This window comes from uncultured Polaribacter sp. (assembly GCF_947503855.1).
Lineage (GTDB): Bacteria > Bacteroidota > Bacteroidia > Flavobacteriales > Flavobacteriaceae > Polaribacter.
On record NZ_CANNFF010000002.1, the window covers coordinates 296,009 to 309,806 of the forward strand.

Consider the following 13,798-nt stretch of genomic DNA (forward strand, 5'->3'; position numbering starts at 1 on the left):
TTATAAAAAAATCCTAATAATTACTTATTAGGATTTTTTTTATTTTTATTTTAAAAGTTACTTAAACGTTAAATCTAAAGTGCATTACATCTCCATCTTTTACAACATACTCCTTACCTTCTACTCTCATTTTACCAGCTTCTTTAACTTTGGCTTCAGAACCATAAGTAACATAGTCCTCATAAGAAATGGTTTCTGCTCTAATAAATCCTTTTTCAAAATCGGTATGAATTACACCTGCTGCTTGTGGTGCTGTTGAGCCAATAGGAATTGTCCATGCTCTTACCTCTTTTACACCTGCTGTAAAGTAGGTTTGTAAGTTTAATAATTTATAGGCAGAACGTACCAGTCTAGAAACACCAGCTTCTTCTAAGCCAATATCTTCTAAAAATAGTTGACGCTCTTCGTAATCTTCTAATTCTGTAATATCTGCTTCTGTACCTACTGCCAACACAATAACTTCTGCGTTTTCATGCGCAACTGCTGCTTTTACTTTGTCTACATAATCGTTACCAGAAACAGCGGAATTTTCATCAACATTACACACATACAATACTGGTTTTGCAGTAATAAATTGTAAAGGTTTTACAAATTCTTGTTCTTTTTCAGAAAAATCTAAAGCTCTTACAGATTTACCTTCTAATAAAGTTGCTTCTACTTTTAGCAAAACTTCTAATTCTACTTGCGCTTCTTTATTTCCTGTTTTTGCAGTTCTTTTTACACGCTCTAAACGTTTTTGAACCGTTTCTAGGTCTTTTAATTGCAACTCTATATCTATGGTTTCTTTATCTCTAACAGGGTCTATAGAATTGTCTACGTGAATAATATTATCATTATCAAAACAACGCAAAACATGTAAAATTGCGTCTGTTTCTCTAATATTTGCTAAAAATTGATTTCCTAAACCTTCTCCTTTACTTGCGCCTTTAACCAAACCAGCAATGTCTACAATTTCTACAGTTGCAGGTAAAACACGCTCTGGGTTTACCAATTCTTCTAATTTTTCTAAACGTGTATCTGGCACGTTTACAACCCCTAAATTAGGTTCTATGGTACAAAAAGGAAAGTTGGCACTTTGCGCTTTTGCGTTAGATAAACAGTTAAATAAAGTTGATTTTCCTACGTTTGGTAATCCTACAATTCCAGCTTTCATTTTTCTTTATGTATTTGGATAAAAGATGCAAGAATCAAGAGTTGATTTTTGCGATGCAAATATATATGATTTAAAAATAAAAAATTCCGAAATTACTTCGGAATTTTTTATTTATTTCTTGATAGTGTATTCTTGTATTTATCAATTAATCATTATGCATAAACTTTTGTTTTGCTAACAATTCTTCTTCCGTTTCTACGATATCTTCATCTGGCACACAACAATCTACAGGACAAACGGCAGCACATTGTGGCTCTTCATGAAAGCCCATACATTCTGTACATTTATCTGGTGCTATGTAATACACTTCATCAGATATTGGCTCCTGATCTTCATCTGCATTTACAGATTTCCCATTTGGTAAAACTACATTTCCAGTTAAATCTGTACCATCTGCATATTTCCAATCGTCTGCACCTTCATAAATTGCAGTGTTTGGACATTCAGGTTCACAAGCCCCACAATTTATACATTCATCTGTTATTATAATTGCCATAATTTTCTTTTCTAATTTGTACCTTTGCGATTGCAAAAATAAAGCCAAAAAAAGTTACATCCAAAATAAATGACACCTATTCAAGATAGAATTGCTGCTTTTAACAAATTAGGCATCTTTTTAAGTCAATTTTCTACCAAAAAAATTGAAAAAAAAGCCCCTATTGAACATAATGATTTGTTTTTTGATGGTTTTAAACATCAACTAAAACTAGCACAAGAAAATAACTCTTGGTTTACCAAAGAAAATATTTTATTTGCTTTAGAAAGCTGGTCTAAAGCTTTAACAAACAGCAATTTAGAAAAATGGATTTCTAAGAACGCTGTTCACACAAAAACATCAAAAAAAGTGGCTATTGTAATGGCTGGTAATATTCCTTTAGTGGGTTTTCATGACTTTTTATCGGTTTTAATTTCTGGGCATACTGTACTGGTAAAACAATCTTCTAATGACAAACACTTATTGCCTTTTTTAGCCAAGTATTTAGAATATGTAGAAGGTAGTTTTAAAGGAAAAATCACTTTTACAGAACAAAAATTAGAAAATTTTGATGCTGTAATTGCTACCGGAAGCGATAATACAGCACGTTATTTCGAATATTATTTTAAGAATAAACCCAATATTATTAGAAAAAGCAGAAACTCTGTAGCTGTTTTAAAAGGGAATGAATCTGAAGAAGAATTACAAAAATTATCTGATGATGTGTTTACCTATTTTGGTTTGGGTTGCAGATCTGTATCTAAATTATATGTTCCTAAAGATTACGATTTCAATCACTTCTTTAACGGAATGTATGTAAAAAAAGATATGATTAACAACGCTAAATATGCCAATAATTACGATTATAACAAGGCTGTGTATTTAATGAGTGAGTTTGATTTGCTAGAAAACGGTTTTTTAATGATTAAGGAAGATGAAAGTTACTCCTCTCCTATTGCCACCGTTTTTTATGAATATTATGATAATGAAATTGATTTAAAAATAAAATTACACGAAGAAAGAGAAAAAATTCAGTGTATTGTTGCCAAAGACTTTATAGAAAATGAAGTTACATTTGGCGAAACACAAAACCCACAATTGTGGGATTATGCAGATGGTATTAATACCCTAGAATTTTTATCAAAAATATAAATTAGTTGTTGGTTCATGGCTTCTAGTTTTTATTTGTAAAAAACTTTGAAACTTTGAAACCTTGTAACTCAAAAAGAAAAAAATGAAAAAACATAATTTTAGTGCAGGGCCTTGTATTTTACCACAAGAAGTTTTGCAAAAAGCATCAGAAGCTGTTGTTAATTTTAATAATGATGATTTATCGTTGATAGAAATATCTCACAGAAGCAAAGCTTTTGTTGATGTGATGGAAAAAGCTAGAAGTTTGGCTTTAGAATTGTTAGGCCTAGAAAACAAAGGATACAAAGCGTTGTTTTTACAAGGTGGTGCTAGTTTAGAATTTTTAATGGTAGCTTATAATTTACTAAACAAAAAAGCAGCTTATTTAAACACAGGTACTTGGTCTGACAAAGCGATTAAAGAAGCCAAAGCATTTGGAGAATTGATAGAAGTTGCCTCGTCTAAAGACAAAGGTTTTTCTTACATTCCTAAAGATTTTACAATACCACAAGATGCCGATTATTTTCACTGTACAAGTAATAATACTGTTGCTGGTACTCAAATAAAAGAATTTCCAGAAACCAATGTTCCGTTGGTTTGCGATATGAGTTCAGATATTTTTTCGCGTCAATTAGATTTCGAAAAGTTCGATTTAATTTATGCAGGCGCACAAAAAAATATGGGCCCTGCAGGTACTACTTTGGTCATTATAAAAGAAGAAATTTTAGGCAAGGTAGAAAGGCACATTCCTTCTATGCTAAACTATCAAATTCATATAGATAAAGACAGTATGTTTAACACACCGTCTGTTTTTGCGGTTTATGTTTCTATGTTAACTCTACAATGGTTAAAAGATTTGGGTGGCATTCCGTTTATAGAAAAGGTAAACAATAAAAAAGCGGCACTTTTGTATGCAGAAATTGATAGAAATCCTCTTTTTAAAGGAATTGTAGCCAAAGAAGATCGAAGTATTATGAACGCTACTTTTAATCTAGTAGATGATGCTCATAAAGAAACCTTCGACAAAATGTGGCAAAAAGCAGGTATAAATGGTTTACATGGCCATAGAAGTGTTGGTGGTTACAGAGCAAGTATGTACAATGCATTACCTTTATATAGTGTGCAGGTTTTAGTTGATGTAATGCAAGCATTAGAAAACAAGGTGTAAGGTTTTGTATTTAATATTAAATAAACTTTGAACGCTTAATTTTAAATTTTGAACATTTTTAAAAAATGAAAATATTAGCAAACGATGGAATTTCTAAAAGTGGTATTGACACATTAGAAAAAGGAGGATTTGAAGTAATTACTAAAAAAGTTGCTCAAAATCAACTAGAAAATTATATAAACGAACACAATATAGACGCAATTCTAGTTAGAAGTGCTACACAAGTTAGACAAGAATTAATAGATGCTTGCCCTAGTTTAAAATTAATTGGACGTGGTGGAATTGGTATGGATAATATTGATGTAGATTACGCCATAGACCAAGGTTTGCATGTAATTAATACCCCAGATGCTTCTGCAAGTTCTGTGGCAGAATTGGTTTTTGCTCATTTATTTGGAATGGCAAGATTTTTACATTCAGCTAACAGAGAAATGCCTTTAGAAGGCGATACACGTTTTAAAGAATTGAAAAAAGCATATTCGCAAGGTATCGAGTTAAGAGGAAAAACGTTAGGAATTATTGGTTTTGGAAGAATAGGACAAGAAGTTGCAAAAATTGCGTTAGCATTGGGAATGCAAGTTTTAGCCGCTGATAATGAAGTATTAACTGTGCCTATAACGTTAGATTTTTTTAACGGACAAAAATTAACTTTTACTATAGATACGATAGAAAAAGAGGAAGTATTAAAAGAAGCCGATTTTATTTCTTTACACGTGCCTGCACAAGAAAATTACATTATTACCAAAGAAGAATTTGCGAAAATGAAAAATGGTGTTGGTATTGTAAATACAGCAAGAGGTGGTATATTACATGAAGTAGATTTGGTAAATGCTATCGAAGAAGGCAAAGTACAATTTGCAGGGTTAGATGTATTTGAAACAGAACCAACCCCTGCTGTTCAGTTGTTAATGAATCCAGAAATGTCTTTAACCCCACATATTGGTGCTGCTACCATAGAAGCTCAAGATAGAATTGGTACAGAGTTGGCAAATCAAATTATTGCTTTGTTAAAAAATTAGTATTTAGTAATAATGAAAATACTTCGACAAGCTTAACTTTACGCTGGTTAAAAATATCAACTTAGAAACGCTGAATTTTAAACTTTAAGAAATAACATGATAAAAGAAAATTTACAAAAAATAAAAAATACAATTCCAGATAAGGTTACACTCGTTGCCGTTTCTAAAACCAAACCTGTTGCAGATTTACAAGAAGCTTATGATGCTGGTCAGCGTATTTTTGGTGAAAATAGGATTCAGGAAATGGTAGAAAAATATGAAACTTTACCCAAAGACATTAAATGGCACATGATTGGTCATTTACAAAGTAATAAGGTAAAATACATGGCGCATTTTGTAGATTTAATTCATGGTGTAGATACGTTTAAAAAGCTAAAAGAAATCAACAAACAAGCAAAAAAACACAATAGAGTTATCAACTGTTTGTTACAAGCTAAAATTGCAAAAGAAGACAGCAAATTTGGTTTGTCTTTTAATGATATTGAAGAAATTTTACAATCACCAAAATTAAAAGAACTAGAAAATATTAAAATTGTTGGATTGATGGGAATGGCTACCTTTACAGATAACCAAGAACAATTACAAGAAGAGTTTTCATCTTTAAACGTGTTTTTTAAACAACAAAAAAATACTATTGAAACTAAAAATTGCCGTTTAGAAATTTTATCAATGGGTATGAGTGGCGATTATTTATTAGCAATTTCTAACGGAAGCACAATGATTCGCGTAGGAAGCTCTATATTTGGTAGCAGAAATTAAAATTAACAATTACTCCGATAATAAATAATTTGTACGCAATATTAGACATTGAAACTACTGGAGGTAAATTTAACCAAGAAGGCATTACCGAAATTGCTATCTATAAATTTGATGGACACGCTGTTGTAGATCAATTTATAAGCTTAATAAATCCTGAAAAGGAAATCCAAAAATTTGTAGTAAAACTTACAGGTATTAACAATGCTATGTTACGAAACGCCCCCAAGTTTTACGAAGTTGCTAAAAGAATTATAGAAATTACTACAGATTGTACTTTAGTTGCCCATAATACTGCTTTTGACTATAGAATTTTAAGTACAGAATTTGAAAGGTTAGGATACGATTTTAACAGAAACACACTTTGTACTGTAGAACTAAGTCAAAAACTAATTTTAGAGCAACCCTCTTACAGTTTAGGGAAACTTACAAAAGCATTAGGTATACCAATGACAGAAAGACATAGAGCTTCTGGAGACGCTTTGGCAACTGTTCAATTATTTAAGTTACTGTTAGAAAAAGACACACAAAAGTCTATCATACAACAATCTGTAAAATATTACGATAGACGAAAAGAAAAACAAAGATTACAAAAGCTAATAGATGCTGTACCAGAAGAATTGGGGCTATTTTACATTCATGATGCAAATGGTAAAGTACTCTATATTGGACGTGGTAAAAATGCAAAAGCAGAAGTAAATAGATTGTTTTTAAAACAGACCAAAAGAGCTATAAAAATTCAACATAAAGCAAACTCTATCACTTTTGAAAAAACTGGTAACGATTTATTTACGCGTTTAAAATATTATATAGAATTGGAAACTTTATCGCCAAAATATAATTTAAAAAAGAGGAGAAAACCCAACTTACACCCCTTTAATAACGACAACTTTTTAATAATTGATAAAGGAAGAGAAATTGAAGAACATGCCATTATTTTAATAGAAAACAATGAGGTTTTTGGGTATGGTTTTACAAATTTGGCATATCAAGAAAACAAAGTAGACATTTTAAAAACAATGCTTACACCTATCGAATATAAAGGGTTGGCCAAAACCATTATCAAGAACTATTTAAACAAACATAACGTCAAAAAAATTGTTAGGCTTTGAGCGATGCAAAATTAGACTTATTAAGAGCCATAACAGCTGCATCCTAAAATATTTTAATTATACAAACCAAGCATTTTTGCTTGGTTTTTTTATAATAAAATAAAAATGGCAATCCCAATAAAAACAACAATTTGTATGTATTTTAAATAGTAACTAATATTTGTATTTCCTTTTATAGTTGACGATATTTTACCAGCAAGTATGGCTATTAAAGCAAATACAATAAAAGAAACCAACATAAATACAAAACCTAAAACATAAAACTGAATTACATTAGATAAAGTAGAACTAAATAAAAATCCAGGAAAGAAAGCTAAAAAGAAAATAGATACTTTTGGGTTTAAAACATTCATAATAAACCCCTGTTTAAATAATTGCTTTGTGGTTTTTGATGGTGTGCTTTCTGAAGGCAAAACTATTTTTCCTTCAGATCTAAAAACTTTGTAAGCTAAATATAATAAGTAGATAGCACCAAATATTTTTATCGCATAAAAGATACTTTCAGACTCTTTTATAATTGCAGAAACACCAAAGGCTAATAATGTAGTATGTATCAAACAGCCAGAAATTAAGCCAAAAACAGTAGCTAAACCATATTTTTTACCATTTACAATACTCTGTGTAAGTACAAAAATATTATCTGGTCCAGGAGAAATTGCCAATAAAAAAGTTGCAAAAGCAAAAGACAGTAGCGTTTCTATCATTAATAATTATATGATTGATCTAAAAAATAAAAAGCTGAGAGATTATTTTATAATTTATGTAAAACGGCTTTATTAATTTTCTTAATCAAACTAGGGCCTTCATAAATAAAACCTGTGTAAACTTGTACTAAATCTGCGCCAGCCTCAATTTTTTCTATAGCATCCTCTGCAGTATGTATACCTCCTACTCCAATAATTGGAAATGCTTTGTTAGAGTTTTTAGACAAGTATTGTATTACTTTAGTACTTTGATTTTTTATGGGCTGCCCACTAACACCACCATTGCCAATTTGTTGTAAACGTTCTGAAGATGTTTTTAAATTATCTCTAGTTGTAGAAGTGTTTGAAGCTATAACACCATCAATTTTTGTTTCTGCAACCAAATCAATAATTTCATCTAACTGTGTGTTGTTTAAATCTGGAGCAATCTTTAAAAGTATTGGCTTTTTAATTTTAAAACGATTATTCTGATTCTGACAAGCTGTAATCAACTCAACTAAATAATCTTTGTCATTTAATTTTGCATGACTACCAACATTTGGACAACTTACATTTAGCACAAAATAATCAACAAAAGGGTGTAACTCTTTAAAAACTTGTAAATAATCTTCTGTGTAATCTTCTGGTTGGGTAGCTGTATTTTTACCAATATTTCCTCCAATAATAACTTTATGCTTGTTTTTTTTAAGGTTTTTAATGGCAGCTTCCATTCCATCATTATTAAACCCCATTCTGTTAATAATCCCTTTATCTTTTTTTAATCTAAAAAGTCTTTTTTTAGGATTACCAACTTGACCTTTTGGGGTAACCGTACCAATTTCTATAAACCCAAAACCAAAATTTGCTAATTCGTTATATAAAACTGCATTTTTATCGAAACCAGCAGCTAAACCTACAGGATTTTTAAAAGACAAACCAAATAAATTTTTCTCTAAACGAGGATCATTCATTTGATATATACTTCTAAAAATAGAAGCTACAAAAGGAATTTTACACAAGATTCTTATTAAAGAAAATGTAAAATAGTGTACTTTTTCTGGATCAAATAAAAATAAAATAGGTCTTATCAGTTGTTTATACATAAATGTAATTTATCTGTTATAAAGGTCGAAAATTAATTTCTATCATTAAAAAAAAGCCCCAAATATATTGGAGCTTTTCTGTTATCTTAAAACAGCATTTAAATTTTTCTCAAAAGTGTGCTGTAATTTTTGCATAATTTTATCTATTTGCTTGTCTGCCAAGGTTTTTGTTTCGTCTTGTAATAAAAAACTTACTGCATAAGATTTTTTTCCTTCTGGAAGTCTATCACCTTCGTATACATCAAATAAATCTACTTCTTTTAATAATTTTTTTTCTGATTGAAAAGCCAAATTATAGATTTCTTTAAACTCAGTGTTAGTATCTAACAATAAGGCTAAATCTCTTTTTACAGTTGGAAATTTTGGTAAACTAACCACTTTAACAGTATTGTTTCCTGTTATTTTTAAAATAGTATCCCAATTAAAATCAGCAAATAAAACTTCTTGTTTGATACCAAATTCTTTCAATAAAGTGTTTTTTACAACACCAAATTCTACCAACTTCATTTTTCCTAAACTTAAGGTAATTCCTTCAGAAAAAACATCTTGTTTGCTAGGTGTTGTTTTAAGATTTTGAATCCCCAATCGTTCTAAAACTGAGGTAATGACACCTTTAGCATAGAAAAAATCTGAATTACTACCTGCTGTTTTCCAACTATCTACAGTTCTTTTTCCTGTTACAAATAAGCTTAAATGTTTGTTTTCTTGGTATTTTTCGTTGTATGTATGGTAGGTTTTACCAAACTCATAAAACTTTAATGAGTTGTTTTTTCTGTTGATATTATAAGCAACAGATTCTAAACCACTAAAAAGTAAAGACTGCCTTAACACCTTTAAATCGTTACTTAAAGGGTTTAACATAGCTACATTAGCCTCTTCATTTAGTTGTTCAGACAAATCTATGTAGCTTGATTTTGTTAACGAATTTGCCATGGTTTCATTAAAACCCAAAGCAGATAATTGATTCGCAACAAGGTTTTCAATTTTTGTTTCTTTTGTAGAATCGAAAGAAATAGAAGTATTTAATTTATGAGAAAATTCGATGTTATTATACCCGTATACTCTTAAAATTTCTTCTATAATATCTGCTTCACGTTGAACATCTGTTCTGTAAGACGGTATGGTTAACCCTAAACCTCCTGCAGTTTCGCTATTAATTTTAATTTCTAAGGAAGCTAAAATTTTCTTGATCGTATCTTTAGGAATTTCTTGACCTATTAATCTGTAAGCGTTCTCATAAGACAGAAAAACCTGAAAATCTTCTACTTTTTCTGGATAAAAATCAGAAATATCTGAAGATAATTTACCACCGGCATATTCTTCTATTAACAATGCAGCACGTTTTAATGCATACTTTGTCAAATTAATATCTATACCTCTTTCAAAACGGAAAGATGCATCTGTATTTAAAGCGTGTCTTTTTGCTGTTTTTCTTACTAAAACCGGATTAAAATAAGCGCTTTCTAAAAATATTGAGTTGGTATGTTCTGTGACACCAGATTGTAAACCTCCAAAAACACCGGCAATACAAAGAGGGTTCGATTCAGTATCACAAATCATTATATCTTCTGATGATAATTCTCTTTCTACTTCATCTAAGGTTGTAAATTTTGTGCCTTCTTTTAAGTTTTTAACTAAAATTTTATTGCCTTTTATTTTTTGTGCATCAAAAGCATGTAAGGGTTGCCCAAGTTCATGCAAAACATAATTTGTAATATCTACAATATTATTTTTAGGTACAATACCAATGGCTTTTAGTCTATTTTGTATCCATTCAGGAGAATCTTTCACTTCTATATCTGTAATGGTAATACCACAGTATCTTGGAGTTTGTTCTTTATTTTCTACTTCTACATCAAAACGCAAAGTTCTTTCGTCTACATGAAAATTGCTAACAGAAGGAGAAATAAGTTCTAAATTAATATCATTTTGCATAAAACCAGCACGCAGGTCTCTGGCTACACCAAAGTGACTCATAGCGTCTGATCTGTTGGGGGTTAAACCAATTTCGAAAACCTGGTCTGTTTCTATGTTAAAAACTTCTGCCGCTGATGTGCCTGCCTTTAAAGCTTTATCAAGAACCATAATTCCATCATGGCTAGAACCTAAACCTAATTCGTCTTCTGCACAAATCATTCCATGGCTTTCTTCTCCTCTTATTTTTCCTTTTTTAATTTTAAAAGGAGCATCTTTTTCATCATATAAAATAGTACCAATTGTTGCAACTGGTACTTTTTGACCAGCAGCTACATTAGGCGCACCACAAACTATTTGAACAGGATCTCCTTGTCCTAAATCTATAGTGGTAACTTTTAATCTATCTGCATTTGGATGTTGTACACAAGTTAAAACCTCACCTATTACAATGCCTTTTAGACTTCCTTTGATAGATTCTATGGTTTCTATACCTTCTACTTCTAAACCTAAATTAGTTAATAATTCTCCTGTTTTTACAGCATCCCAATCTGTTTGTAAAAACTGCTTTAACCAATTGTATGATATTTTCATCTTTTTCTTTTGATGTTTTCGATGGCAAATTTACTGATTTTTATCTTTTTTAAAGACCATTTTACAACATAAAAGATGTTAGTTTATTCACAATATTATTTAGTGTTAAATATTTATATGAAAAACAATAGATAAGATGTTTTTAAGGCTTTTTATTAGCTTGAGATGCTAATTATCAGTAAAATTTTTAAAATAAAAACAACCTTTAAAATGCAGTTATCGTAATAAAAAATTTGGAAACTATTTAGAAAAAGATACTTGGTCTATCTTTTTGTAAAGCATAAAATACAAGTTGCCAAAAATAGTCCCAGTAATAATTCCTACAAGAATATCTAAAGGAAAATGTACGCCTAAATATATTCTGCTATAAGCAAATAAAGCAGGAAAAAAGAGTATTAAATATGCGTATTTATATTTTTCTTTTAAAAGTAAGGCAGTATAGACTGCAAAAAAAGTAGATGTTGTTGCATGCCCAGAGATAAAGCTATAACTTCCTGGAGATATTAAGGTTCTTAATAAACTTTTAATTTCTGGATCATTGTTAGGTCTTAATCTTTGTGTGGCATCTTTAATAAATACTGTAAATTGATCTGAAAATGCTACTAACACGACTAAAGAAAGAATTAACAACCCACCTCGTTTCCAACCAAAAGCACTGATAATTAGGTAGAATACAAGAATAAATAAAGGCGCCCAATAAAATTGATTCGTTACAGCCAACCAAAAAGGATCCCAATGTTCGTTACCCAAATTATTTAGAAATACGAGTAATTGTTTGTCTTTTTGTATGAGTGTATCTATCAAATTACTTACCTACTTTTAAGATTTCTACTTCGAAAACCAAATCTGCTTTTGCAGGAAAAGGACCGTATTTATCCTTACCAAAACCTATGTAATAAGGTATAAATAATCTTGCTTTTTCACCTTCTCTTAAGGTTAAAACACCTTCTTTAAAACCGGTAATCATTGGTTTTTTTTCATCATCTAATTGAAAAACCAAAGGTTGCCCACTATTTTCTGTAGATTGTATTTTTTTACCATCTGCTATGTAAATGGTGTAATTTGCAGTAATTGGTTTGTTGGCTACTACTTTTTTACCATCAGAAGATTTTAATTTTAAAATACTAAGACCAGAATCTGTTTTAGTTGCTTCGGCTTCCTCCATTTCGGCTAAAAATACTTTCTTTTGCTCTAAATATTTAGAATATCTTTTTTCTTCTAGCTTTTTTTCTTCTTTTATTTTTGCTTCTTGAGATTTGTTAAAATTGGCTACTTCTCTTTCAAAAACCTCAGGAGCATCAAAATCTTTGGCAATGCTACCAACTCTAACAATGTTAATGGTATTTATAGTATCTTTTTGTACAATTTTATGAACCACTAACATACTTACAGAATCTATAGCTTTTTGTAGTTTTAAAGAATCTGTATATTTTTCTTGCAACTCTCTTAATTGCAGAGAGTTAACAGTTGTTTTACCAAAAACACTGTGTTTACCATCTAAATGAGGTATGGCTCTGTGTGTTATAAAAAATTGGCTGTTATTTGTTTTTGGCCCACCATTAGCCATAGAAAGTACCCCTTTATCATCATGCTTAAAAATAAAGTTACCATTTTTATCTTTTGGAAACTCATCACCAAATAAATACCCAGTACTTTTTCTACCACTTGGTGTAAAACCACCTGCTTGTATTACAAAATTGGGTACTACTCTGTGAAATATAATTCCTTCGTAAAAATTACTTCCTTGTAAAGAATCTGGTAATCTTGTGTGTGAACCTTCAACTAAAGCTACAAAATTTGCTACTGTTTTTGGAACTTGTTCTGCATGTAATTTTAATAGAATATCTCCTTTGTTTGTTTGTATTTCTGCATACAAACCATCTTTTAAACCCTTGTACCTTTTTGGAGTACAAGAGCTTAAAAGAAGAATTACTATTAAAAGATAAAAAGGTTTTGTCATTATTTATCTAAAATATCTAAAACTTCAATTTCAAAAATTAAAGTAGAAAAAGGTTTGATGTCTGCACCTCTTTGTTGAGCACCATATGCTAACTCTTGTGGAATAAAGACTTTATATTTAGAACCTTTTTTCATTAATGCTAAAGCTTCATTAAAACCTGGTACAAATATGTTTGCATTAGATTCGTAAGGTTGCTTTCTATCAACAGAACTATCAAAAACTTTCCCATCTATTGTAGAACCATGATAGTGAATTTTAACTTTGTCTGTTGGTTTTACTAAATCTCCACGACCTTTTTTCATTACAATATATTGCAAACCACTGTCTGTTGTTTTTACACCTTTTTTTGATTTATTTACTGCTAAAAATTCTTCACCAGCTTTTTTGTTTTCACCAAATTTAGCTTCTGCTTCTTTTGCAGCTTTTTCTTGAAGCTCTTTTTGCTGAGCCATTTGTTTCTTTTGAAAATATGTGCTAAGAATTTTTTGAATGTCTTTGGTTTCTATTAATAAATTGGTAGAATCTAACCCATTTCTAATTCCTTGTGCTAAAACATCTTTATTTACTTCGCTAAAACTAGATTTTAACTGCATAGACATACTCATACCTACTGCATAACTTACAGAGTCTATTTCTGTTTCTAACGATTTTACTTCTTTTACTTGATTACCACAAGAAAATAAAGTTGCTGAAATGGCAACTATTGCTAAATTTTTAATACGCTTCATTT

Annotated in this window: 13 protein-coding genes; 5 read left to right on the top strand and 8 right to left on the bottom strand. The window is 30.3% G+C overall.

What is annotated here, in order from left to right; translation table 11 throughout:
- Window positions 1-61 precede the first annotated feature (61 nt).
- Complete coding sequence (ychF, locus tag Q0662_RS02740) at window positions 62-1,153, bottom strand: redox-regulated ATPase YchF (RefSeq protein ID WP_298946941.1); 1,092 nt, start codon at window positions 1,151-1,153, stop codon at window positions 62-64.
- A 145-nt stretch (window positions 1,154-1,298) separates the two neighbouring features.
- Window positions 1,299-1,649, bottom strand: a complete 351-nt coding sequence (locus tag Q0662_RS02745; protein WP_159947252.1) for a 4Fe-4S dicluster domain-containing protein — start codon at window positions 1,647-1,649, stop codon at window positions 1,299-1,301.
- A 69-nt stretch (window positions 1,650-1,718) separates the two neighbouring features.
- Here Q0662_RS02745 and Q0662_RS02750 point away from each other — a divergent pair, with 69 nt between their 5' ends.
- From Q0662_RS02750 to Q0662_RS02770, 5 genes are all read left to right on the top strand, one after another.
- Window positions 1,719-2,780, top strand: coding sequence for an acyl-CoA reductase (locus Q0662_RS02750; RefSeq protein ID WP_298946944.1), 1,062 nt, complete (start codon window positions 1,719-1,721; stop codon window positions 2,778-2,780).
- 82 nt (window positions 2,781-2,862) lie between these two features.
- A complete protein-coding gene (gene serC / locus Q0662_RS02755) occupies window positions 2,863-3,927 on the top strand; it encodes a 3-phosphoserine/phosphohydroxythreonine transaminase (protein WP_298946945.1) in 1,065 nt (354 codons plus the stop codon).
- 65 nt (window positions 3,928-3,992) lie between these two features.
- Window positions 3,993-4,946, top strand: coding sequence for a D-2-hydroxyacid dehydrogenase (locus Q0662_RS02760; protein ID WP_298946947.1), 954 nt, complete (start codon window positions 3,993-3,995; stop codon window positions 4,944-4,946).
- Window positions 4,947-5,042: 96 nt separating this feature from the next.
- Window positions 5,043-5,705 carry a YggS family pyridoxal phosphate-dependent enzyme gene (locus tag Q0662_RS02765; RefSeq protein WP_298946949.1) on the top strand — a complete coding sequence of 221 codons (663 nt, stop codon included), beginning with the start codon at window positions 5,043-5,045 and terminating at the stop codon, window positions 5,703-5,705.
- A gap of 29 nt (window positions 5,706-5,734) precedes the next feature.
- Window positions 5,735-6,814, top strand: coding sequence for a PolC-type DNA polymerase III (locus Q0662_RS02770; protein WP_298946951.1), 1,080 nt, complete (start codon window positions 5,735-5,737; stop codon window positions 6,812-6,814).
- 89 nt (window positions 6,815-6,903) lie between these two features.
- Here the strand turns inward: Q0662_RS02770 and Q0662_RS02775 are convergent, their stop codons facing one another.
- The 6 genes from Q0662_RS02775 to Q0662_RS02800 form a co-directional block, all read right to left on the bottom strand.
- Window positions 6,904-7,518 carry a LysE family translocator gene (locus Q0662_RS02775; RefSeq protein ID WP_298946953.1) on the bottom strand — a complete coding sequence of 205 codons (615 nt, stop codon included), beginning with the start codon at window positions 7,516-7,518 and terminating at the stop codon, window positions 6,904-6,906.
- Window positions 7,519-7,565: 47 nt separating this feature from the next.
- On the bottom strand, window positions 7,566-8,600 hold the full coding sequence (locus Q0662_RS02780; RefSeq protein WP_298946955.1) for a quinone-dependent dihydroorotate dehydrogenase: 1,035 nt from the start codon (window positions 8,598-8,600) through the stop codon (window positions 7,566-7,568).
- A gap of 81 nt (window positions 8,601-8,681) precedes the next feature.
- On the bottom strand, window positions 8,682-11,108 hold the full coding sequence (gene pheT, locus Q0662_RS02785; RefSeq protein ID WP_298946957.1) for a phenylalanine--tRNA ligase subunit beta: 2,427 nt from the start codon (window positions 11,106-11,108) through the stop codon (window positions 8,682-8,684).
- Window positions 11,109-11,348: 240 nt separating this feature from the next.
- Window positions 11,349-11,912, bottom strand: a complete 564-nt coding sequence (locus Q0662_RS02790) for a phosphatase PAP2 family protein (protein WP_298946959.1) — start codon at window positions 11,910-11,912, stop codon at window positions 11,349-11,351.
- Between the two features lies 1 nt (window position 11,913).
- Entirely contained in the window at window positions 11,914-13,068 is a 1,155-nt protein-coding gene (locus Q0662_RS02795; RefSeq protein WP_298946960.1) for a peptidylprolyl isomerase, read from the bottom strand.
- Window positions 13,068-13,796, bottom strand: a complete 729-nt coding sequence (locus Q0662_RS02800; protein WP_298946961.1) for an FKBP-type peptidyl-prolyl cis-trans isomerase — start codon at window positions 13,794-13,796, stop codon at window positions 13,068-13,070. Before Q0662_RS02800 ends, Q0662_RS02795 begins: the two co-directional genes overlap by 1 nt.
- Window positions 13,797-13,798 lie beyond the last annotated feature (2 nt).